General features: G+C 61.3%; 19 protein-coding genes. 4 read left to right on the top strand and 15 right to left on the bottom strand.

Annotated features, from left to right (window positions below; translation table 11 throughout):
- Positions 1 to 83: 83 nt before the first annotated feature.
- The gene (gene guaB, locus WA302_RS08930; protein WP_038629838.1) at positions 84 to 1,547 is read right to left on the bottom strand and encodes an IMP dehydrogenase; all 1,464 of its coding nucleotides are present in this window, start codon (positions 1,545 to 1,547) and stop codon (positions 84 to 86) included.
- Between the two features lie 170 nt (positions 1,548 to 1,717).
- Here guaB and xseA point away from each other — a divergent pair, with 170 nt between their 5' ends.
- Entirely contained in the window at positions 1,718 to 3,094 is a 1,377-nt protein-coding gene (gene xseA / locus WA302_RS08925; protein WP_336063617.1) for an exodeoxyribonuclease VII large subunit, read from the top strand.
- A 5-nt stretch (positions 3,095 to 3,099) separates the two neighbouring features.
- On the opposite strand, the gene WA302_RS08920 is transcribed toward xseA, so the two are convergent.
- Together WA302_RS08920 and WA302_RS08915 are read right to left on the bottom strand one after the other, a co-directional pair.
- Positions 3,100 to 5,466, bottom strand: coding sequence for a glycoside hydrolase family 31 protein (locus WA302_RS08920; RefSeq protein WP_049204892.1), 2,367 nt, complete (start codon positions 5,464 to 5,466; stop codon positions 3,100 to 3,102).
- 11 nt (positions 5,467 to 5,477) lie between these two features.
- The gene (locus WA302_RS08915) at positions 5,478 to 6,788 is read right to left on the bottom strand and encodes an MFS transporter (RefSeq protein WP_049204894.1); all 1,311 of its coding nucleotides are present in this window, start codon (positions 6,786 to 6,788) and stop codon (positions 5,478 to 5,480) included.
- Between the two features lie 359 nt (positions 6,789 to 7,147).
- Between WA302_RS08915 and WA302_RS08910 the strand changes: the two genes are divergently transcribed.
- The 3 genes from WA302_RS08910 to WA302_RS08900 all read left to right on the top strand — a co-directional run bounded on the left by WA302_RS08910 (position 7,148) and on the right by WA302_RS08900 (position 9,659).
- A complete protein-coding gene (locus WA302_RS08910; RefSeq protein ID WP_049204936.1) occupies positions 7,148 to 8,230 on the top strand; it encodes a LacI family DNA-binding transcriptional regulator in 1,083 nt (360 codons plus the stop codon).
- A gap of 62 nt (positions 8,231 to 8,292) precedes the next feature.
- The gene (locus WA302_RS08905) at positions 8,293 to 9,318 is read left to right on the top strand and encodes a M4 family metallopeptidase (RefSeq protein WP_049204895.1); all 1,026 of its coding nucleotides are present in this window, start codon (positions 8,293 to 8,295) and stop codon (positions 9,316 to 9,318) included.
- Positions 9,318 to 9,659: a protealysin inhibitor emfourin gene (locus WA302_RS08900; protein WP_016929750.1), complete on the top strand. Its 342-nt coding sequence runs from the start codon at positions 9,318 to 9,320 to the stop codon at positions 9,657 to 9,659. The genes WA302_RS08905 and WA302_RS08900 overlap by 1 nt, the downstream gene beginning before the upstream one ends.
- A gap of 4 nt (positions 9,660 to 9,663) precedes the next feature.
- Here the strand turns inward: WA302_RS08900 and WA302_RS08895 are convergent, their stop codons facing one another.
- The 12 genes from WA302_RS08895 to sseB all read right to left on the bottom strand — a co-directional run bounded on the left by WA302_RS08895 (position 9,664) and on the right by sseB (position 21,770).
- On the bottom strand, positions 9,664 to 9,885 hold the full coding sequence (locus WA302_RS08895) for a zinc ribbon domain-containing protein (protein ID WP_025303905.1): 222 nt from the start codon (positions 9,883 to 9,885) through the stop codon (positions 9,664 to 9,666).
- A gap of 12 nt (positions 9,886 to 9,897) precedes the next feature.
- Entirely contained in the window at positions 9,898 to 10,854 is a 957-nt protein-coding gene (locus tag WA302_RS08890; protein ID WP_025303906.1) for an AEC family transporter, read from the bottom strand.
- A 99-nt stretch (positions 10,855 to 10,953) separates the two neighbouring features.
- A complete protein-coding gene (der, locus tag WA302_RS08885) occupies positions 10,954 to 12,444 on the bottom strand; it encodes a ribosome biogenesis GTPase Der (RefSeq protein ID WP_004941442.1) in 1,491 nt (496 codons plus the stop codon).
- A gap of 255 nt (positions 12,445 to 12,699) precedes the next feature.
- A complete protein-coding gene (gene bamB / locus WA302_RS08880; RefSeq protein ID WP_025303907.1) occupies positions 12,700 to 13,881 on the bottom strand; it encodes an outer membrane protein assembly factor BamB in 1,182 nt (393 codons plus the stop codon).
- Between the two features lie 11 nt (positions 13,882 to 13,892).
- On the bottom strand, positions 13,893 to 14,513 hold the full coding sequence (locus WA302_RS08875) for a YfgM family protein (RefSeq protein ID WP_049204897.1): 621 nt from the start codon (positions 14,511 to 14,513) through the stop codon (positions 13,893 to 13,895).
- A gap of 13 nt (positions 14,514 to 14,526) precedes the next feature.
- Positions 14,527 to 15,801 carry a histidine--tRNA ligase gene (hisS, locus tag WA302_RS08870; protein WP_025303909.1) on the bottom strand — a complete coding sequence of 425 codons (1,275 nt, stop codon included), beginning with the start codon at positions 15,799 to 15,801 and terminating at the stop codon, positions 14,527 to 14,529.
- 139 nt (positions 15,802 to 15,940) lie between these two features.
- Positions 15,941 to 17,062 carry a flavodoxin-dependent (E)-4-hydroxy-3-methylbut-2-enyl-diphosphate synthase gene (ispG, locus tag WA302_RS08865; RefSeq protein WP_016929756.1) on the bottom strand — a complete coding sequence of 374 codons (1,122 nt, stop codon included), beginning with the start codon at positions 17,060 to 17,062 and terminating at the stop codon, positions 15,941 to 15,943.
- Between the two features lie 45 nt (positions 17,063 to 17,107).
- Positions 17,108 to 18,082: a cytoskeleton protein RodZ gene (rodZ, locus tag WA302_RS08860; RefSeq protein ID WP_025303910.1), complete on the bottom strand. Its 975-nt coding sequence runs from the start codon at positions 18,080 to 18,082 to the stop codon at positions 17,108 to 17,110.
- Complete coding sequence (gene pilW, locus WA302_RS08855) at positions 18,072 to 18,821, bottom strand: type IV pilus biogenesis/stability protein PilW (protein ID WP_127146618.1); 750 nt, start codon at positions 18,819 to 18,821, stop codon at positions 18,072 to 18,074. Before pilW ends, rodZ begins: the two co-directional genes overlap by 11 nt.
- Positions 18,822 to 18,919: 98 nt before the next feature.
- Positions 18,920 to 20,116, bottom strand: a complete 1,197-nt coding sequence (locus WA302_RS08850) for a bifunctional tRNA (adenosine(37)-C2)-methyltransferase TrmG/ribosomal RNA large subunit methyltransferase RlmN (protein ID WP_004941426.1) — start codon at positions 20,114 to 20,116, stop codon at positions 18,920 to 18,922.
- 236 nt (positions 20,117 to 20,352) lie between these two features.
- The gene (gene ndk, locus WA302_RS08845) at positions 20,353 to 20,778 is read right to left on the bottom strand and encodes a nucleoside-diphosphate kinase (protein ID WP_004941424.1); all 426 of its coding nucleotides are present in this window, start codon (positions 20,776 to 20,778) and stop codon (positions 20,353 to 20,355) included.
- Between the two features lie 161 nt (positions 20,779 to 20,939).
- Positions 20,940 to 21,770, bottom strand: a complete 831-nt coding sequence (sseB, locus tag WA302_RS08840; protein WP_049204939.1) for an enhanced serine sensitivity protein SseB — start codon at positions 21,768 to 21,770, stop codon at positions 20,940 to 20,942.
- Positions 21,771 to 21,833 lie beyond the last annotated feature (63 nt).

Genomic DNA, 21,833 nt, shown 5'->3' with positions numbered 1-21,833 from the left:
CAAGAGAAAAAGAGCGAAAATGTGTGTTTCGGGATGGGGCTTGGCGCCCCACCCCGGCCTCTCACTCAGGAGAGGTTAAGGCATCAGCCCATGCGGTAGTTCGGCGACTCTTTGGTGATGGTCACGTCGTGCACGTGGCTTTCCTGAATGCCGGCGCCGCTGATGCGCACGAACTCCGCCTTGGTGCGCAGATCGTCGATGGTGGCGCAGCCGGTCAGGCCCATGCAGGAGCGCAGGCCGCCCATCTGCTGGTGCACGATGGCTTTCAGCATGCCTTTATAGGCGACGCGGCCTTCGATACCTTCCGGCACCAGTTTGTCGGCGGCGTTATCGGTCTGGAAGTAACGGTCGGAAGAACCTTTGGACATCGCGCCCAGCGAGCCCATGCCGCGGTAAGATTTGAACGAACGGCCCTGATACAGCTCGATTTCGCCCGGGGATTCTTCGGTGCCCGCCAGCATAGAGCCGACCATCACGCAGGATGCGCCCGCGGCGATCGCTTTGGCGATGTCGCCGGAGAAGCGGATGCCGCCGTCGGCGATAACCGGAATGCCGGTGCCTTCCAGCGCTTCCACCGCGTCGGCGATGGCGGTGATCTGCGGTACGCCCACGCCGGTCACGATGCGGGTGGTGCAGATGGAGCCAGGGCCGATACCCACTTTCACCGCGCTCACGCCGGCTTCAGCCAGCGCTTTGGCGCCCGCTGCGGTCGCGACGTTGCCGCCGACGATCTGCAGATCCGGGTATTTGGCGCGAGTTTCGCGGATGCGCTGCAACACGCCTTCGGAGTGGCCGTGCGAGGAGTCGATCAGCAGGACGTCAACGCCTGCCGCCACCAGCGCGTCAACGCGCTCTTCGTTGCCGGCGCCGGCGCCGACCGCCGCGCCCACGCGCAGACGGCCGTGCTCGTCTTTACAGGCGTTCGGCTTACGTTCCGCTTTCTGGAAGTCTTTAACGGTGATCATGCCCAGCAGGTGGAAGCTGTCGTCCACCACCAGCGCTTTTTCTACGCGCTTTTCGTGCATCTTCTGCAGCACCACGTCGCGCGCTTCACCTTCTTTCACGGTGACCAGGCGATCTTTCGGCGTCATCACCGCAGTCACCGGCTGAGACAGATCGGTCACGAAGCGCACGTCACGGCCGGTGATGATGCCGACCAGCTCGTTGTCTTCGGTAACGACCGGGTAACCGGCGAAGCCGTTGCGCGCGGTCAGCTCTTTCACTTCCTGCAGCGTGGTGGACGGGGTAACGGTCTGCGGGTCGGTAACTACGCCGCTTTCATGCTTCTTCACGCGGCTGACTTCTTCAGCCTGGCGCTCGATGGACATGTTTTTGTGGATGAAGCCCAGGCCGCCTTCCTGCGCCAGCGCGATGGCCAGGCCGGATTCGGTCACGGTATCCATGGCTGCGGACAGCATAGGGATGTTCAGGCGGATGGTTTTGGTCAGTTGAGTGCCGAGCTCTGCGGTGTTAGGCAGAACCGTGGAGTGGGCTGGAACCAGGAGGACGTCGTCAAACGTCAGAGCTTCTTTAGCGATACGTAGCATGGGCAATATCTCACCAGGGTGGGCTGTGAAAAAGATAAAATATTGCCGCGGCATTATACAGAGCGGAATCGGTTGCCTCCAGCACTTTCTTACAAAAAGTCTTGATTACCTTTTTCAGCCATGTAGTATCGACCAATTAAGTGATTGTTTTGAAATTTGATCTGGGTCACATGTCGCTACCTGTTTCGCCTTCCATTTTTACCGTAAGCCGCCTGAATCAGACGGTTCGCCAACTGCTGGAAAGGGAAATGGGGCAGATTTGGCTCTCCGCCGAGATCTCCAACCTCTCCCAGCCCGCCTCCGGCCACTGGTATTTCACGCTGAAAGACGACCGCGCCCAGGTGCGCTGCGCGATGTTCCGCAACAGCAACCGCCGCGTCACCTTCCGGCCGCAAAACGGCCAGCAGGTCTTGGTGCGCGCCAGCATCACGCTGTATGAACCGCGCGGCGACTACCAGCTGATCGCCGAGAACATGCAGCCCGCCGGCGACGGCCTGCTGCAGCAACAGTTCGAGCAGCTGAAACAGCGCCTGAGCGCCGAAGGGCTGTTCGATCAGCAGTTCAAGCAGCCGCTGCCCGCCCCGGCCAAACGCGTCGGGGTGATCACCTCCGCCAGCGGCGCGGCGCTGCACGATATCCTGCAGGTGTTGCAGCGGCGCGATCCCTCACTGCCGATCGTCATCTACCCCACCTCGGTGCAGGGCGCGGAAGCGCCGATGCAAATCGTGCGCGCCATCGAGACCGCCAACCGCCGCGATGAATGCGACGTGCTGATCGTCGGCCGCGGCGGCGGTTCGCTGGAAGATCTGTGGAGCTTCAACGACGAACGCGTGGCGCGGGCGATCTTCGCCAGCCGCATTCCGATCGTCAGCGCCGTCGGCCATGAAACCGACGTCACCATCGCCGACTTCGTCGCCGATCTGCGCGCGCCGACCCCTTCCGCCGCCGCCGAACTGGTCAGCCGCAATCAGCTTGAGCTGTTGCGCCAGCTGCAGTCGCAGCAGCAGCGGCTGGAGATGGCGATGGATTACTATCTGGCGCAGCGCCAGCAGCAGTTCACCCGCATTCACCACCGTTTACAGCAGCAGCATCCGCATCTGCGCCTGGCGCGCCAGCAGACGCTGCTGTTCAAGCTGCAGCGCCGAATGGAAGACGGCATGCAGCAGCAGCTGCGCCTGGCCGCCCGCCGCAGCGAACGCGTCCAGCAGCGGCTGGCGCAGGTGCAGCCGCAGGGCCGCATTCACCGCTACCAACAGCGCGTGCAGCAGCAGGAATACCGTCTGCAGCAGGCGATGGAGCGCCAGCTCAACGCCTACCGCCAGCGTTTCGGCGTGGCGTGCAGCCAGCTGGAGACCGTCAGCCCGCTGGCGACGCTGGCGCGCGGCTACAGCGTGACGCAAACTCCGCGCGGCGAACTGCTAAAAACCACCAAGCAGGCGCAGGTCGGCGAACTGCTGAAAACCCGCCTGCAGGATGGCTGGGTGGAAAGCGAGGTGAAAACCATCACCGTCGCCAAAAAGCCGCGCAAGAAGCGCGCGGCCGAGTAACCCCCCTACTCCAGCGTAAAACGCTCGCCCGGTTCGCCGTTCACCCACAGCGCGCGCGTTTCACCTTCCGGCAGGCTAAGCGTCAGCGTGCGCCAGGCCGGGCAGAAACGCCCTTCCGTCGTGATATCCAGCATGATGCGTTGATTGTCGCAGCGCATTTCCCAGCGCAGCCACAGCGCATCGCCCTGCCGCCAGCCGTCGCTTTCACCGTCGTCCTCAAACAGCAGCCCACGGCTTGCACCGCAGCCCTTGAGCGGAAACAGCCGCAGCTCGCGCCGATCGTCGGCGGCCACGTCCACATGCGCCAGCCGCTGCGACAGCGGCAGCGCCGCCCCGGCGCGCACCAGCAGCGGCAGACGCTCCAGCGGCGCCGCCAGCGTCACCGTCTGGCCGCCGCCGAACCACTGGCCGCTGTAGAAGCAGTACCAGCCTTCGCCGTTGTCCGGCAGATACACCGAACGGCGACGTTGCCCCGGCTCCACCACGCTGGCCACCAGCAGATCGCGGCCAATCAGAAAATCGTCGTTCTCGCCAAAGGTGCGCGCATCCTGTTCATGGTCGAGGAAGGTCGGGCGCAGCATCGGCTCGTCGTCCGCGCAGGCCTGCCATAGCAGGGTGTAGAAATACGGCAGCAGCCGGTAACGCAGATTGATCGCCTCGCGCACCGCCGGGGTGGCGGCCGGGTACATCCAGGGCTCGTTGACCGTGGCGTCGTCGTTCCAGGAGTGGATAGTGAAACGCGGATGCATCACGCCGTTTTGCACCCAGCGCACCAGCAGCTCCGCGTCCGGTTTGTCGCCGGAGAAGCCGCCGACGTCGTGGCCGAGGTTATACAGCCCGGACAGGCTCATGCCCAGCCCCATGCGGATGTTGTAGCGCAGCGTCTGCCAACTGGTGCGGTTGTCGCCGCTCCAGGTCTGCACATAGCGCTGCATGCCGGCGCAGCCGGAGCGCGAGATCAAGTACGGCCGCCGCTGCGGCGCGAAGCGCTGCTGGGCCTCCATCGAGGCGCGCATCATCAGCAATGGCATCACCGGTCGGATATGCTTGATGGCGATCGGCCGCCCGAAGCCGTGGCAGCGCGCTTCGCCGTCCCACACTTCGTATTCGTTGTTGTCGTTCCAGGTCGAGTCGATGCCCATCTCCAGCAGCTGCTGCGTGACGCCCTGCTGCCACCAGCGCACCGCCGCCGGGTTAGTGAAGTCGAGGTGCGATCCCTCGTCGTCCCAGAAGCTGGAACGTTCGGGCGCGTCGCTTTGCGAATCGCGGATAAACAGCCCCTGCGCCGCCACCGCCTGATACTGCGGGTGATCCTGCAGCAGGCATGGCTTGATGTTGGCCGCCAGCCTGAGGCCGGCGTCGTGAAACGCCTGGCTGAGCAGCTTGGGCTGCGGCACCTTGTCGTAATTCCAGTTGAACACGTAGCGCTTGTTGTTGATCGAGGTGTAGCCCGACGACAGCTGGAAAGAGTCGCAGGGTATGGCGTGTTGACGGCACAGCGCGATGAACTGCTGCAGCTGCTGCTGGGCGTCCGGCGCGTCGGTGTAGTGCATGGTCGAACCGCTGTAGCCCAGGCTCCACTTCGGCCCGAAGTGGGTGCGGCCGGTCAGGCGCACGAAGGCCTTGGTGACGTCCAAAACCTTCGGCCCGAGGAACAGGTAGTAATCCAGATCGCCCGCTTCGGCCTGATAGCGGCGGTAGGCCGCGTGGTAGTTGTCTATCTCGTTGCCCAGATCCAGCCAGCAGCTGCTCAGGTTATCGTAGAACAGGCCGAAGCTCGCCTCCGGCCCGCGGGTGATGGTAAACGGAATGTGCTTGTACAGCGGATCGGTGCAGGCGGCGTTGTAGCCCATGGCGTCCAGATTGCGCATCTCAAAGCGGCGGCCGGTGCGTTCCAGATCGCCGGCTTTCTCCCCCAGGCCGTAATAGCGCTCATCGGCAAAACGCCGCTGGTAGTGCGCCACGCCGTCGCCGTGCGCATTGAGCAGGTAGGCGCTGGTTGGCCGATCCGCCGCCAGCGGCCGCCACTCGCCGTCGGAGGTGCAATACTCCCACGCCAGCCACAGCGGCTGATGCACCGTCACGCGCAGCCGCGGCGTGCTGACCACCAGCCGATCGCCCTCCCGGCGCAGCTGATAGCCCGGCAGGCTGAAACCGGCGACGCTGAGCCGATCGCGCCCCTCCCAGGGCACATCTTCCTGCGGCGCGATGCTCCAGGTGCGATCCAGCGCCAGCCCGCCCTCACGTTTGATCAACACGCGGAACAGACCGTCTTCCAGCACGTACAGGCAGAAACGGTGGCGTTCATCGACCAGCAGCTCGACGTGGTCCGCATGCTGCGCCGCCAATGTCCAATTTTTTAAGCTTTTCATAAATATTCCACTTAGCTGTGTGAAGGGGTTTTCTTACCGCCGCGCTCGGCGATCAGGGCGACCAGGAACAGGGCGCCAATCAAATCGAAGAAGCCCATCGCAATAAACAGCGGGTTAAAGCCGATGGTGTCGGATACCGCGCCGATCAGGAGCGTGAACAGGAAGCTGGCGATCCAGGCGCTGGAGCCGCGCATGCCGTTCACCGTCGCCATTTGATTCTTATCGAACGATTCCACCACCAGCGCGCTGAGCATGCAGGAGATCACCTGATGGCCGAAGCCGCCGATCGAGATCAGCGCGATCGCCACATAGGGATCTTGGGTGAGCGCGACGAACGCCAGCGACACCATCAGGAAAGCGCCGGTCACCGAGCTGGCGACCACCGAGTTGACGCGGCTGCAGCCGAACCATTTGCGGTACAGGGTGGTGAGATAGCCGCTGGCGACGCTGCCGATATCCGCCGCCAGGAACGGCAGCCAGGCGAACATCGCGATCTGTTTCAGATCCATGCCGCGTTCGGTGGCCAGGTACAGCGGCACCCAGAAGCTGAAGACTGCCCAGGCCGGCTCGGCGAGAAAGGCCGGGATGGCGATGCCGTAAAACTTCTTGTTCTTGCACAGGCTGGCCAGCGAAGTGAAGAACGGCAGCTTCGGCAACACCGGCTCGTTGTCTTCGCGGATCAGGTCCAGCTCTTGCTGACTGAGGTTCGGGTGCTGCTGCGGCGAGTGGTAGAACAGCCACCACAGCACCACCCAGATCAGCGCCAACCCGCCGGAGAACAGGAAGGCGCCCTGCCAGCCGAAGGAGACATGAGCGATGACGATGATCGGCGGGGCCAGCATGGCGCCGATGGAGAAACCGACGCCCGCCCAACCGGCGGCGATCGGGCGCTCCTTCTTCGGGAACCAGTCGGAGATCGCCTTGGCGTTGGCCGGGGTGGCCGCCGCCTCCGCGCCCCCCATGAAGAAGCGCAGAATGGCCAGTTGCAGCCAACTGCCGGCGCCGGCGTGCAGCATGCATACCACCGCCCAAATGCCCGCGCAGATCAGAAAGCCCATCTTCAGGCCGATAACGTCGATCAGCCAGCCACAGATCGGCTGGAACACCGTGTAGGCCAGTTGGAACGACGCCACCACCCAGGCATATTGCTCGGTGCTCATGTTCAGGCTGGTTTTCAGCTCCGGCGCCAGAATGCCCAGCGAGTTGCGGGTGATGTAATTGACCGTCACGCCCAGCAAGAACAGCGCCAGCATCCACCAGCGCAGCGATTTGAACTTGCGCCGGCCGCTCTGCGCGACCGCCTGATTGATCTCCACACTCATCGGTTCTCTCCCCGCGGCCGCCGGCTACGGCGACGCGCGTTTTGGTAGGGTACGTTGCGCTATCAAACACGGGACGATGAAAACGGGTCGGCGCCGTATCATTGGCCGACAGACAATCACAACCCCATGATTTATTTTTTGTTTTCTTTTTCGCACACCGTTAAAATTGGACTGACAGGTCGGTAAAATTGGTGTACCAATGCAGACTACTCAGCGATAGCGCGCAGCGAAACGGAGTTTTTTGCAAATATTTTCACGGGTGGGTGAAAAAATAGCCATAATGGGCATGAAAGCCGGTCAAGACGCTGAAAATGCGCAGTGAAAATATTCTCATGGACGAATTTGAAGGAGATCACAAAATGAACGGAAAGCTGAAAATTCAGGAGATCGCTCGCCAAACCGGGTTGTCGATCAGCACCGTTTCCCGCGTGCTGGCGGGTAAGGCCAACACCAGCGCCGAGGCGCGCCGCAAGGTGCTGGACTGTGCGCAGCAAAACGGCATTCTGCAGGGCATTTCCAGCGGCCGGCTGATGCTGAACAACGTGATGGTGTTCGCGCCGCAGCGCGCGTTCGACGTACGCACCGACATCTTCTACTACAAGGTCATTCAGGGCATTGCCGCCGCACTGATGGAGCACGAGGTGCGCATCCGCTACTGCGGGCTGGAAGAACGGCACAGCGACGGCGCGCTGTTTCTGGAAAAGATGAGCGACCCGCACACCGAAGCGGCGCTGATCATCGGCATAGACGACGAGCATATCCACACCCTGGCCGCCGATCTGCACAAGCCCTGCGTGCTGATCAACTGCAGCGATCGGCAGATGCGGCTGGACAGCGTCTCGCCGGATCATCAGCTGATCGGCGACTATTCCGCCAGCTACCTGTTTCAGCAGGGGCACAGCCATATCCTCAACCTGCAGTGTCTGCGCCGCCACACCATGGAACTGCGGCTGGCGGGCATCCGACAGGCCTACGCCCGGTATCATTTGCCGTTCGACGACGGCCGCCATCTGGTCACCACCTCCGGCTTCGGCGGCGAAGAGGCCGAGCAGGCGCTGACCACCTATCTCGATGGCCTCCACGGCCACTCCCCGCTGCCGACGGCGATCCTGGCCGGCGGCGACTACATGGCGGTCGGGGCGGTCAAGGCGCTCAACAAGCGGGGGCTGAGCGTGCCGGGCGACGTCTCGGTGATGAGCACCGACGGCTTCAACCTGGCGGAAATCCACGATGTGCCGCTGACCTCGGTGCAGGTGCCGCGCGATGAGCTGGGCTACGAGGCGATCCAACTGTTGCAGCGGCGCATGCTGCGCGCCGACGCGCCGCCGTGCAACCTGCTGCTGCACGGCCGGCTGGCGGTACGCGCCTCGGTGCGGCGCATCAGCCCGCACAAGACCGCGCCGGCGGTGAGCACGCATGACCACAGGCTTTATGACGAGTAGGCTACACTTAGGCTCAGTGCATTCATTCGATGAGGTAAATTTTTTGCCTAAGGAGAGCCACTATGCCAGCCCAGCGCATGCGTTCCGTCATTCCTCCCTACATGCTGCGCCGCATTATTGAACACGGTAACGCCCCGCAGCGCGACTGCGCGCTGCACACCCTGAACCACGTGCAAAGCCTGCTCGGCAACAAGCCGCTGCGTTCACCGACCGAGAAAAACGCCCGAGCCGGCGAAGCGCTCCGCGATATCTACGACGTCCAGAACGGCACCCAACTGCCCGGCAAACAGGTGCGCAAGGAGGGGCAGCCCAGCAACCACGACGTGGCGGTGGACGAGGCCTACGACTATCTCGGCGTCACCTACGATTTCTTCTGGCAGGCCTACCGGCGCAATTCGCTGGATAATAAAGGGCTGCCGCTGGTCGGCAGCGTGCACTACGGCAAGGAGTACCAGAACGCTTTCTGGAACGGCCAGCAGATGGTGTTCGGCGACGGCGACGGCGAGATCTTCAACCGTTTCACCATCGCCATCGACGTGGTCGGCCACGAGCTGGCACACGGCGTGACCGAGAGCGAGGCTGGGCTGATCTACTACCAGCAGTCCGGCGCGCTCAACGAATCGCTGTCTGACGTGTTCGGTTCGTTGGTCAAGCAATTCCACCTGCAGCAAACCGCCGATAAAGCCGACTGGCTGATCGGCGCCGGGCTGCTCGCCAAGGGCATCAAAGGCCAAGGGCTGCGCTCGATGTCGGCACCCGGCACCGCCTACGACGACCCGCTGCTGGGCAAAGACCCGCAGCCCGCCAGCATGAAGGATTATATCCAGACCAAGGAAGACAACGGCGGCGTACACCTCAACTCCGGCATTCCCAACCGCGCGTTCTACCTGGCGGCAACCGCGCTGGGCGGCTTCGCCTGGGAAAAAGCCGGCTACGTCTGGTATGACACGGTGTGCGACAAAGCGCTGCCGCAAAACGCCGACTTCGCCACCTTCGCCCGCGCCACGGTGAAACATGCGCTAGCGCGTTTCGATCAAAGCGTGGCGGACAAGGTGCAACAGGCCTGGCATCAGGTGGGGGTGGAGTAATGAAACCGCTGCCGACGCTCAATCAGGATACGGTCATTGAGCTGGCGCGCGAGGGAGGCTTCGCCTACATTCCCAAACTGGCGGGCCAGCGCCGCATTGCGCTGGCCGATATCACGCCGGAGCAACGGCAGCGCCTGAATCAGTTGCTGAATCAGACACTGCCGTACGCCCAGGAAGAGGGCCAACCCAACTCCCCCGGCTGCGGCGACCAGCGCTACTACCGCGTACAGATCAACTACACCAGCCCCACCCTGAGCACCGAGATCGTGCTGTTAATCCCGGAAAGCAGCGCGCCGCAGGCGCTGGTGGATTTGTGGAAAACCGGCCAGGTGGATGAGTGAGGGCTTACAGCGGCTGATAGCTGAAATTCACCCGTTTTTTGGAGATCAGCCCGTGCCCGTTCTGGCACAGGTAATCCACCGCCCCGCAGGCTTTCAATTCTTGCAGCGGCTGCCCGCACTCCGGGCAGCTCGCCAGCTGCCGATAATCGCAGAGGCAGGCTTCACAATGGTAATGACCCGCTACCCACTTCATGGTCTGACGGCAGTGCGGACAGTGCGCTTCCATAACGACTCCAGATTAAATCGCACCCCATGAGCGCAAGAAATAGATGCCCAACGCGGTGGTGAAGAACGAACCGACGGTGGTGATGGCGATAATGTTGGCCGCCAGCGTGGCGTTGCCGCCCATGGCGCGCGTCATCACATAACTGCCCGAAGCGGTCGGCGTGGCGGAAAACAGGAAGATAATGCCCAGCGCCGCACCCTGAAACCCGCACAGCCAGCCGGCCAGCGTCATCAGGAACGGCACCAGAAACAGCTTGGCCGCCGACGACAGCGCCGCCACGTTGGACGAGCGGAACATGGCGCGAAAATCCAGGCTGGCGCCGGTGCACAGCAGTGCCAGCGGCAGCGACAGCGCGGAGATATAGCTGCCGGTCTGGCGGATCACGGTCGGGATGCCCAGCCCGGTTTGCGCATACAGCAGCCCGCACACCAGGCCGATGATCAGCGGGTTGGTAACGATGCTGCGCAGCAGCGACAGGTGGCTGATTTTCTTGCCCTGCCCACCCTGTAGGCTGCGCGTGAGGGTGATAACCGACAGTATGTTGAACAGGATCACCGTCACCGTCAGGTACAGCGAGGCGAGCGCAATGCCTTCGCTGCCATAGGCGGTCATGGCGTAGGCCAGGCCGACGATGGCGGTATTGGCGCGGAAGCCGCCCTGCACGAACACCCCGCGCTCACGCGGTTCTTTCACCAGCCACTTGGCCGCCAGCTCCAAGAGCAGGAAGGTCGCCAGCGTGCCGACCGCGCCGAACAGCACCAGCGGCAGGTTGCCGAGCAGCTGCGGGTGGTTGGTGGCGATGCTGAAAAACAGCAGGCACGGCAGCGCCAAATTGAACACCAGGCGGGTCGCGCCGTCGACGAAACGGTCATCCATCAGGCGCCAATGGCGCAGCAGGATCCCCAGCAGCATCATCAGCAGATTCGGCACGGTGACGTTAAACGCAAAACTCCAGGTTTCCCAGGACATGGTGTTCCTTCAGGCAGGCGAGGTAATCTTCAGATAATAAAACGATTTCGGGCCAATAAAAAAGGGGCGCGGCATCACTGCCGCGCCCCTCATGAGCAATTACTTGCTCTTTTTCAGGTGGCTCATCAGGCGCTTGCGCTTACGCATCTGGGTCGGCGTCAGCAGGTTGCGTTTGCCGGCGAACGGGTTGTCACCCTCTTTGAACTGGATGCGGATCGGCGTCCCCATCACGTTCAGCGAGCGGCGGAAGTAGTTCATCAGATAGCGCTTGTACGAATCGGCCAGATCGCTGACCTGGTTGCCGTGGATCACCACGATCGGCGGGTTGTAACCGCCGGCGTGGGCATATTTCAGCTTCACGCGGCGGCCGCGCACCAACGGCGGCTGGTGATCGTCAACCGCCATCTGCATGATTTTGGTCAGCATCGAGGTGTTTACGCGACGGGTTGCGCACTCGTAGGCTTCCTGTACCGATTCGAACAGGTTGCCGACACCGCTGCCGTGCAGGGCGGAAATAAAGTGCACGCGCGCGAAGTCGACGAAGCCCAGACGCAGATCGAGCATCTCTTTCACGTGCTCGCGATCTTCTTCGCTCATGCCGTCCCACTTGTTAACCGCAATCACCAGTGAGCGCCCACTGTTGAGGATAAAGCCGAGCAGCGAGAGGTCCTGATCGGAGATGCCTTCACGCGCGTCGATCACCAGCAGCACCACGTTGGCGTCTTCAATCGCCTGCAGGGTCTTGATCACCGAGAACTTCTCGACGGTTTCGGTCACCTTGCCGCGTTTACGCACCCCGGCGGTGTCGATCAGCACATATTCGCGTTCGTCGCGCACCATCGGAATGTAGATGCTGTCGCGGGTAGTGCCCGGCATGTCATACACCACCACGCGCTCCTCGCCGAGGATACGGTTAGTGAGCGTAGACTTACCGACGTTCGGGCGGCCGACGATCGCCAGTTTGATCGGCAGATCCTGCGGGTTGAACGCTTCTTCCGGCTCTTCGTCTTCTTCGCCTTCCAGCGTTTCACCGTTTTGCTCGGCCCAGTAAGCGGCGTTGGCCTCTTCCTCGGTCAGCTCGACGTCTTCCGGTTTTTCCGGCACGAACGGCACCAGCACGTGTTCAATCAGCTGTGTCACGCCACGGCCGTGAGAAGCGGCGATAGCGAACACTTCACCCAGGCCGAGCGAGTAGAAATCGGCGGTGGCGGTGTCCGGATCCAGACCGTCGGTCTTGTTGGCCACCAGGAAGGTCGCCTTTTGGCGGCTGCGCAGGTGCTGGGCGATGCCCTGATCCGCCGGCATCAGGCCGGCGCGGGCGTCGACCATGAACAGCACGATGTCCGCTTCTTCGATCGCCAGCAGCGACTGACCGGCCATGCGCGTTTCGACGCCGTCTTCGGTGCCGTCGATGCCACCGGTATCGACGATGATGAATTCATTGCCTTCGATTTCAGCACGACCATACTTGCGGTCACGCGTCAGCCCCGGGAAATCCGCCACCAGCGCATCACGCGTATGGGTTAAACGGTTGAACAAGGTGGATTTACCCACATTCGGGCGCCCGACCAGCGCGACGACAGGTATCATTGTTGAAGCCTCATTACTTAATAATCAATGCGTTACTGCACTGTGGATAGACACCAGCGGTGCAGCTTATAAAATACGAAACGGCCCCTGAACATTCAGGAGCCGTTTTCCCCTTCATCTTTCGCGCCACAGCGGCGTTGTCTGCGCACCTTCGCCTCGGTCACTTAGCTCACTAAGCTCCCGAGGACTCATGCGCTTGCCGCCTGGCTGCAACCCGAAATCTTTCGGGCGCAAGAAGGATCACGACGAGCGGCGTTAGCGGGTGAAAGCGTAAACTTTCCCGCCGCGAGCCTGGATGACCAGCTTGTCGCCGGCCACCATCGGCGCAGACAGGAAGCCGGAGCTGTCCACTTCCTGCTGGGCGACAAAACGGCCATCGGTGGTGTTGACCCAGTGCAGATAGCCTTCGGCGTCACCGGTCACCAGATAACCATTATACATCACCGGCGGCGTCAGGTTGCGGTGCAGCAGATCGCTTTGCGTCCACACGGTCACGCCGCCTTCGGTGCTGAGCGCCACCACGCGATCGTTCTGGTCGATCAGGTAGATGCGGCCCGCGTCGACGATGAAATCATTCACCGAACCCAGCTCGCGTTTCCAGATGATCTGACCGGAACGCAGATCCAGCGCCGTCAGGTTGCCGTTGTAACCCAGCGCGTAGACCACGCCGTCAACGATTACCGGCGTGGTGTCCACGTCGTTCAGGCGATCGATTTCGGTCGCGCCGCTCGGCTGAGAAATGCGCTGTTGCCAGATCAGTTGGCCCTGCTGCATCAGCACGGCGCTGACGCGGCCGTTGTCACCGCCGACGATGGCGGCGCCAAAGGCGACGGCCGGCGCGGATTCACCGCGCAGCGACAGCGAAGGCATGTCCAGGTTAACCGTCCACTTCACCGCGCCGTCGGCTTCGTTCAGCGCCTGCAGCATGCCGTTGGAGGTGTGCACCAACACCATGCCGTCGCTGATAACCGGACGTGAAATCGCTTCGCCGGCCACTTTGGTCTGCCAGGCGATGGCGCCGTCGGCGGTGTTCAATGCGTAAACCACCGCTTTTTCGCTGCCGACGTAAACCTTGTCGCCCGCAACCGTCAGGCCGCCCGACAGCAGCGCAGACAGGTTGCTGGAGAAGAAGCCGGTCTTCTCGGAGAGGTTGACCTTCCACTTCTCGTTGCCGCTGTCGGCGTCCATCGCTTTCACGATGCCAAAGCGATCGGCGGCGTAAATGGTGCTGTCCTGATAGGCCGGACGCAGGTGGGAGTAATACTCACCGATGCCGTCGCCCACCGAGGTGCTCCACGCCTTGCTCGGCGTGAACTGATTTTCAACTTTCGGCAACGGCGACATGGTAACCACGTCTTCTTCGCTGTTAAACAGCGAGCAACCACTCAGCAAGGCAGCGGAAACCAGTCCGACCAAGAGTGTTTTACGCAATTGCATGGGAATTCCCCTTAGCTGGACAAGTTATTCAATTTCATGCGCAGCAGAACCTGCAGCGCCTGAGAAGCATTGGACTCAATGCCTTTGCTGTAAGCTTCGCGCGCGCCCTTGGCGTCGCCCTTGGCCAGCAATACATCGCCGCGCACATCCTGCATCATCGCCGCCCAGCCTTCGCCTTTCACGCCATCCAGCGTTTTCAGCGCTTCATCCAGCTTTTTCTCCTGCAGCTGGACGCGCGCCAGACGCAGGTCGATCATCGCCAACAGGTTGTCGTCTTTGGTCTGGCCCTGCGCCAGCACCAGCTGCTGTTCAGCCTTGGCGAAATCATTCTGTTCGACAAAGTGCTTGGCCAACTGCAGCGCGGCCAGTACGCCGTAGCTGTTGCCGTTAGCCTGGACAAATTTCTCTGCGGCAGCCACGTCATCCGGCTTGCCGGCCGCCAGACGATCGCTGGCTTCCTGATAGGATTGCGATGCCGCCATCATGTTGGAGTTTTCATGGCTCTGCCAGTAACGCCAGCCAACCAGGGCACCAATTCCGAGCACCACGCCCACCGCCAGCGCTTTGCCGTTCTCGGCAAAGAACCGACGCAGTGCGTCGACTTGTTCGTTTTCAGTGGTATAGACTTCCACGGTGTCCTTCTCCTTAACCTAACATCAAAGCCAGACGCGCAGCGACTTCGCTTTGCGCCAGCGTTTCTTGTTCACCACTGCGCAGGTCTTTCACCACCACCTGCTGCGCCGCCACTTCGCTCTCACCCAGGATCAGCGCGATGCGCGCGCCCCATTTGTCCGCACGGGTGATCTGCTTCTTGAAGTTGCCGCCGCCGTAATTGGTCATCAGCTTCAGCTGCGGCGCCGCGTCGCGCACCTGTTCAGCCAGCTGCATTGCCGCGCTCTGGGTGCCCGCGCCGGAAGAGATGACGTACACGTCGATAGCCGACGGCGCCTTGAATTCCGGGTTAACCGCCTGCACCAGCAACACCAGACGCTCGAGGCCCATGGCGAAACCGACCGCCGGGGTGGCGCGGCCGCCCAATTGCTCGACCAGGCCGTCGTAACGGCCGCCCGCGCAGACGGTGCCCTGCGCGCCCAGGCTGGTGGTCACCCACTCAAACACGGTGCGGTTATAGTAATCCAGACCGCGCACCAGGCGCTCGTTAACGGTATATGGGATACCTGCCTGCGCCAAAAGTTCACACAGACCGGCGAAGTGAGCACGGGATTCTTCATCCAGGTACTCGGACAGGCGCGGCGCGTCGTTCAGCAGCGCCTGCACCTCAGGATTCTTGGAGTCCAGCACGCGCAGCGGGTTGCTGTACATGCGGCGTTTGCAGTCTTCGTCCAGCACCTCGACGTGCTGCTCCAGGAACGCCACCAGCGCGTCGCGGTAGTTGGCGCGCGCTTCCAGCGAACCGATCGAGTTCAGCTCCAGCTTGACGTGCTCGGCGATGCCCAGCGCTTTCCACCAGCGGGCGGTCAGCAGGATCAACTCGGCGTCGATATCCGGGCCTTGCAGGCCGAACACTTCTGCGCCCAGCTGATGGAACTGGCGATAACGGCCCTTCTGCGGGCGCTCGTAGCGGAACATCGGGCCGATGTACCACAGACGCTGTTCCTGATTGTACAGCAGACCATGTTCGATGCCGGCGCGCACGCAGCCGGCCGTCCCTTCCGGACGCAGCGTCAGGCTTTCGCCGTTGCGGTCTTCGAAGGTATACATCTCTTTTTCCACGACGTCGGTCACTTCGCCGATCGCGCGTTTGAATAACGGGGTCTGCTCTACAATCGGCAACCGGATTTCGCTGTAACCGTAGCCGCCCAGCACCTGCTTGAGGGTGCCTTCAATACGCTGCCATAATGCCGTTTCTTCCGGCAGGTAGTCGTTCATGCCGCGAATGGCTTGAATGTTCTTTGCCACGTGAGTTCTCTGTCCGTTGTCTGTAAAAATGAACCCGATTATAGGGACTTTGCCGCCCGGTATTCAACGCGGATGCGGTTTTCTGCCCTTCAGGCTCATAAACAAGCGGGCCAACTGGCCCGCCGTGTAGCGATAACGCTTATTTTTCCAGCAGGTTGACCGTGATGCGGTTGCTTTCGTCCATCATCGCGGCCTTAGCGCGAATTTTCGCTTCCAGCTGGTCGATCATCTGTTCGTTGTCGAAACGCTCTTTCTGGCGCACGCCGTCTTCATAGAAGCCGCTCTTCTTGTGGCCGCCGGTCACGCCCATGGTGGACACCAGCGCTTCGCCCGGGCCATTCACCACGCAACCGATGATCGAGACGTCCATCGGCGTGATGATGTCTTCCAGGCGCTGCTCCAGCGCGTTCACCGTGCCAATCACATCGAACTCCTGACGCGAACAGGTCGGGCAGGCGATGAAGTTGATGCCGCGCGCGCGGATGCGCAGCGACTTCAGAATGTCGAAACCGACCTTCACTTCTTCAACCGGATCCGCCGCCAGCGAGATGCGCAGGGTATCGCCGATGCCTTCAGACAGCAGCATGCCCAGGCCGATGGCCGATTTGACCGACCCGCTGCGCGCGCCGCCGGCTTCGGTGATGCCCAAATGCAGCGGCTGATCGATGCGCGACGCCAGCAAGCGGTAGGATTGCACCGCCAGGAACACGTCCGACGCCTTGACGCTGACCTTGAACTGGTCGAAGTTGAGACGATCGAGGATGTCCACGTGGCGCATGGCGGATTCCAACAGCGCTTCCGGCGTAGGTTCGCCGTACTTTTCCTGCAGGTCTTTCTCCAGCGAGCCGCCGTTGACGCCGATGCGAATCGGGATGTTCTTGTCGCGGGCGCAGTCCACCACCGAGCGAATGCGCGATTCGTTGCCGATGTTGCCCGGGTTGATGCGCAGGCAGTCTACGCCATATTCGGCAACCTGCAGCGCGATGCGATAATCGAAGTGGATATCGGCGACCAGCGGCACGTTGACCTGCTGCTTGATCAGTTTGAACGCCTCGGCGGCGTCCATGGTAGGAACCGAAACGCGGACGATGTCGACGCCCACGCGCTCCAGCGCTTTGATCTGATTAACCGTTGCTTCAACATCGGTGGTACGGGTGTTGGTCATCGACTGCACGGCAATCGGCGCGCCATCACCAATAGGCACCTTGCCGACGTAAATGCGTGTAGATTTTCGACGGTTGATGGGCGCTTGGTTATGCATTACTTACTCTCCATTGCTGCTCTGACATCACGACCAGCCGCGCGATTACTGCGCGGCGACGGTCAGGCGAGCAACACGGTTTGACTTAACGAACCGGCTTAAATCAACCGGTTTACCCTGATACTGGATCTGAACTGCCGCCGGCGCGCCGATGGTCAGTTTATACGGCGCAGTGCCGGTCAGGTTCAGCTTGCCACCTTGCTTCTGGGTGCCGCTGAACAGCGTTTTACCGCTCGCGTCGGTCACCTGCAGCCAGCAGTCGGCGGAGAAATCCATCACCAGCGCGTTCGGATCGGCCGCCGGCGCAGCCACGCCCGCATCGGCGGTCGGCAACGGCGCTTGTGCCGCCGGCGCGGTTTCCGGCAGGGTTGTCTGGCTTGGCGACACCACGGCAGGCTGCTGCTGGGCCGCGCTCGGCGCCTGGGCGGTCGCCGCAGGCGTCTGAGCCGCTGCGCCGGTATCAGCCGGCGTAGCGCTGTTGTCGACCAACGGCACGTTGGTGCCGGCGTCGGCATTGCCGTCGGTCAGCGGCACGGACTGCCCTTCGTTATTCTGTGAAAGCTGCGCCGAGGATTGATCGGCCATGGTGGCGATCTCTTCCTGCTGCGCCTTGTGGTTTTGCCACCACCAAGCGCCGGTCAGGCCGATCACCACGAACACGATAAGCCAGGTGAAGCTCATCAGCCAGCCGTCGCGTTTCTTGCGGCGCTTGCCCAGCGAGAAGCTTTGCATCGGCGCCACTTTCGCCATCTTCAACGGCGCCTGCTTGGCCAGCATCGGCAGCAGTTCGTCTTCCGGCAGATGCACCAGCTTGGCGTAGGAACGGATGTAGCCGCGCACGAAGGTGGACGCGAGGTCAGCAGACACGCTGTCTTCCTCGATATCGCGCACGGTGGACATTTTGAGACACAGGCGTTCTGCAACGGTCTGTTGGCTCAGCCCGAGTTGCTCACGGGCCTGACGCAGGCGCTGGCCCGTCGTCATGGATACGGTTTTATCTTGGGAGGCTTCAGTATTCATTAGCTAAGAACTGCTGGTACTGTTTGGATTGTGGAAAACTTCGCGCTAGCTGCTTGCCATAGCGTTGAACGCTATCCTGGCGGCCGGCTGACGCGGCGAAACGAATCTGTAACCATAAGCTGCTGGCGCTGGCCGGCAGAACATGCTGATAAACATCCAATAAAAGTTGCGACTGGGCGCGCTTCCCTTCTCCAAATTGCTTTTCGGCCTCCGCCAGCAGCGGAGTGCCTTTGTCCGGATCGACTTTTAGCGCGCGGCTCAACAGCGTGCGCGCCTCATCGTTTTGTCCGGCCTTGAGAAAACAGTAACCTGCGTTTTCCAGGCTGTCGGCAACCTGGCCATAATCGGGCACCAGCGCCGCAGCGCTAAACTGCTGTTGCGCCGGTACATACTGCCCTAAACCGCAAAGAAACGCACCGTAATTATTCAATACGGTGCCATTGCCCGGCGCAAGTTTGAGCGCTTGCCGATAACGCTGTTCGGCCTCGGCGCTTTCACCGTTCCGCTGCGCGTAGAGCGCCATGCCCAACTGCGTGCGGTAATCCTGCGGGGCCGCGTCCAGCGCCTTTTCCAGGTTCTGGCGCGCGGCGTCCATGTCGCCTTGCTGCAGGTACTCCAGGCCCAGTTGCAACCGCGTCTGGCCCGCCTCAGAGACTTGTGCTTCCTTTTCCGGCGCTGAACCGGAACACCCGGCCAACAACCCGGCCGCCAGCCACATACCCCACAGTTTCAGCTTCATGCCCGCATTCATTTCCTTATCGGCCGTCAGCTAACGCCCGCCAGCGACATGCTTGCGCATAACAGGCTGTTAGATAACAAAAAATGGTGCTATAGGATTCAGACCGCCCGTACGTTGATAGGTTCCCCGGCCATTTTCTTCTTCAGGGTACGCTTGGTACGGTCGATCACTTCACCCGCCAGTTGCCCGCAGGCGGCGTCGATATCGTCACCACGGGTTTTACGAACAATAGTCGTAAAGCCGTATTCCATCAACACCTTGGAGAAACGATCCACCCGGCTGTTGGAGCTGCGGCCGTAGGGGGCGCCCGGGAACGGGTTCCATGGGATCAGGTTAATCTTGCACGGCGTGTCTTTCAGCACTTCCGCCAGCTGATGCGCATCGTCGGTGCTGTCGTTGATATGATCCAACATCACGTACTCGACGGTCACGCGGCCCTGGTTGGCGTTGGATTTCTCCAGATAGCGACGCACTGCGGACAGGAAGGTCTCGATGTTGTATTTGCGGTTGATCGGCACGATCTCATCGCGGATGGTGTCGTTCGGCGCGTGCAGCGAAATAGCCAGCGCCACGTCGATCATGTCGCCCAGCTTGTCCAGCGCCGGCACCACGCCGGAAGTAGACAGGGTCACGCGGCGTTTGGACAGGCCAAAGCCGAAGTCGTCCAGCATGATTTCCATCGCCGGCACCACGTTGTTCAGGTTGAGCAGCGGCTCGCCCATGCCCATCATCACCACGTTGGTGATCGGGCGTTGGCCGGTCACCTTCAGCGCACCGATGATTTTCGCCGCGCGCCACACCTGGCCAATGATTTCCGACACGCGCAGGTTGCGGTTGAAGCCCTGCTGCGCCGTCGAACAGAATTTGCACTCCAGCGCGCAGCCTACCTGCGAGGAGACGCACAGCGTCGCGCGGTCGGCTTCCGGGATGTACACGGTTTCGACCTGCTGATCGCCGACTTTAATCGCCCACTTGATGGTGCCGTCGGCCGAACGCTGTTCTTCCGCCACTTCCGGCGCGCGGATTTCCGCCACGCGCTGCAGCTTGCCGCGCAGGACTTTGTTGATGTCGGTCATCTGCTCGAAATCGTCGCAGCAGTAGTGGTAAATCCACTTCATCACCTGATCGGCGCGGAACGGCTTCTCGCCCATTTCGGCGAAGAACTCGCGCATTTGCTGGCGGTTCAGATCCAGCAGGTTGATTTTGGCCGCAGCCGGTTGCTCCACGTTAACGGAGGGGGTAGTCAGCGAATTATTTTCAGACACGGTGTGCTCGGACGTGATGGGTTCTAACATAATGATCTCTGGCCTCGTTATTACACGTTATGGCGCTAAAGAATGGACAGTAAGTTGTGCATTTCAGCCCGCATGATTCGGGTGGCGGCACTAAAAACACGCCCCTGACAAGTCGTCTTATCAGGGGCGCGGCATTGTACAAATTTTAGTAGCGGGTGGCTACGGCTGAAAGGCATTCAGGGCATTTTTATTGTTTCAGCCGGTGAATGCCTGGCTATCAGCTCAGAAATGCACGATTAACGTGCGCAGATTTCGCTTTCGTTGAAGAAGTAAGCGATTTCGCGCTGTGCGGATTCAACGGAGTCGGAACCGTGAACGGCGTTAGCGGTGAAGCTGTCCGCGTAGTCGGCGCGCAGGGTGCCGGCCAGTGCGTTGTCCGGGTTGGTTGCGCCCATGATGTCGCGGTTGCGCTGCACGGCGTTTTCAGATTCCAGAACCTGCACCATGATCGGGCCGGAGGTCATGAACTCAACCAGACCGTCGAAGAATGGGCGGCCTTTGTGCTCAGCGTAGAAGCCTTCAGCTTGTTCGCGAGTCAGACGCAGCATTTTAGCGGCGATGATTTTGAAACCGGCGCGCTCGAAACGCGCGTAGATAGCGCCGATGTCGTTGTTGGCTACTGCGTTTGGTTTAACGATGGAAAAGGTACGTTCTACGGTCATGATGGCCTCTGTATGACTTCCAAAACAGGCCGGTCTGCAATGTTGCCGGCCTTCTCAAGTGGCGCAGATTATATGTGCGCCGTTAACGCTTGCCTACGGGAAAATCAACATTTCATTAAAAAAATATGATCTTCATGGGTCATTTTAACCACGCGGCGGCGCTACTGGGTCTTGTCGGTAGACGGGATCAAATTGCGCAGCCAGCTGCCCCAGCGGCGCTGGTAAAATGGCTGCGTATGGGCGATCAGATAGTGGCTGATGCCGCGCTCGTTCTCCGACACCAGGCAGAAATCCACCGGTTCGTCGTTTGGCGCCGTTTCGCTGGCGACGCTGCCGGCCTCGTTGATCAACGCCTCGATCTCCGCCGGCTCGGCGTCCACTTCCAGCCCGATCAGCAGATTCGGCTTCTCGTCCGCCACCTGGTCGTGCATCAGCGCCAGGAACGCGCGGCGCACCGGTTTGCGCTGGCTGAACAGCGTGGTCAACGCATCCACCATCGCCGACGGGTACTCCTCGGGCTGCCCCAGCAGGATTTGGGTCTCTTTATCGACGTAATGCTCCACCGGTTTGACGACGCCGCCGGTCGCCAACAGCATCGCCACCTCTTCCGGATAGAACTCTTTGCCGTACTCCGCCTTCGGGTTGAGGAACAGATCCGCGCCCTGGGTGATTTCGAACAACACCCGCGCCGGCATGGCGATGAACGGCTGTTCGTCCTCAACGGCCTTCTGCAGTGCTTCCAGCGAAGTGAAGAACGGAATGATGCTGCCGCCGTCCTGCTTTTCCCAATGCTGGATATTGACCGGCGTATCCGCGTTCAGCGTGATGTCGCCGTCCTGCTGCACCTGTTCGCTGTCGCCGAGGATCAGCACCGTGGCCTCGAGCAGTTCACGGAAGAACGCCGGGCGGTGGGCCGGCTCCGTCACCGCCAGCTTCAGCAGGCGTTCAAGTTCGTTCTCGCTCGGGGCGGCATCGTGATGATGGGCACTCATGGCAAACTCCAGGATCAAATAGCGAGGCCCAGCATGCTGGGCCCCGAAGATAATGCGCATTCT

Origin of the sequence: Serratia sp. 201 (assembly GCF_037027545.1) — a bacterium.
GTDB classification, from domain to species: Bacteria; Pseudomonadota; Gammaproteobacteria; order Enterobacterales; family Enterobacteriaceae; genus Serratia; species Serratia bockelmannii.
The sequence above is the reverse complement of the archived record's forward strand: the minus strand, read 5'-3'. Positions and strand labels throughout refer to the sequence as shown.

Excerpts from the sequence above, each read along its gene's own strand:
- der (WP_004941442.1), bottom strand. The coding sequence starts at position 12,444 with ATGATACCTGTCGTCGCGCTGGTCGGGCGCCCGAATGTGGGTAAATCC.
- xseA (WP_336063617.1), top strand. The coding sequence starts at position 1,718 with ATGTCGCTACCTGTTTCGCCTTCCATTTTTACCGTAAGCCGCCTGAAT.
- WA302_RS08905 (WP_049204895.1), top strand. The coding sequence starts at position 8,293 with ATGCCAGCCCAGCGCATGCGTTCCGTCATTCCTCCCTACATGCTGCGC.
- guaB (WP_038629838.1), bottom strand. The coding sequence starts at position 1,547 with ATGCTACGTATCGCTAAAGAAGCTCTGACGTTTGACGACGTCCTCCTG.
- rodZ (WP_025303910.1), bottom strand. The coding sequence starts at position 18,082 with ATGAATACTGAAGCCTCCCAAGATAAAACCGTATCCATGACGACGGGC.
- ispG (WP_016929756.1), bottom strand. The coding sequence starts at position 17,062 with ATGCATAACCAAGCGCCCATCAACCGTCGAAAATCTACACGCATTTAC.
- WA302_RS08850 (WP_004941426.1), bottom strand. The coding sequence starts at position 20,116 with ATGTTAGAACCCATCACGTCCGAGCACACCGTGTCTGAAAATAATTCG.
- ndk (WP_004941424.1), bottom strand. The coding sequence starts at position 20,778 with ATGACCGTAGAACGTACCTTTTCCATCGTTAAACCAAACGCAGTAGCC.
- bamB (WP_025303907.1), bottom strand. The coding sequence starts at position 13,881 with ATGCAATTGCGTAAAACACTCTTGGTCGGACTGGTTTCCGCTGCCTTG.
- sseB (WP_049204939.1), bottom strand. The coding sequence starts at position 21,770 with ATGAGTGCCCATCATCACGATGCCGCCCCGAGCGAGAACGAACTTGAA.
- WA302_RS08915 (WP_049204894.1), bottom strand. The coding sequence starts at position 6,788 with ATGAGTGTGGAGATCAATCAGGCGGTCGCGCAGAGCGGCCGGCGCAAG.
- pilW (WP_127146618.1), bottom strand. The coding sequence starts at position 18,821 with ATGAAGCTGAAACTGTGGGGTATGTGGCTGGCGGCCGGGTTGTTGGCC.
- WA302_RS08895 (WP_025303905.1), bottom strand. The coding sequence starts at position 9,885 with ATGGAAGCGCACTGTCCGCACTGCCGTCAGACCATGAAGTGGGTAGCG.
- WA302_RS08890 (WP_025303906.1), bottom strand. The coding sequence starts at position 10,854 with ATGTCCTGGGAAACCTGGAGTTTTGCGTTTAACGTCACCGTGCCGAAT.
- WA302_RS08900 (WP_016929750.1), top strand. The coding sequence starts at position 9,318 with ATGAAACCGCTGCCGACGCTCAATCAGGATACGGTCATTGAGCTGGCG.
- WA302_RS08910 (WP_049204936.1), top strand. The coding sequence starts at position 7,148 with ATGAACGGAAAGCTGAAAATTCAGGAGATCGCTCGCCAAACCGGGTTG.
- WA302_RS08920 (WP_049204892.1), bottom strand. The coding sequence starts at position 5,466 with ATGAAAAGCTTAAAAAATTGGACATTGGCGGCGCAGCATGCGGACCAC.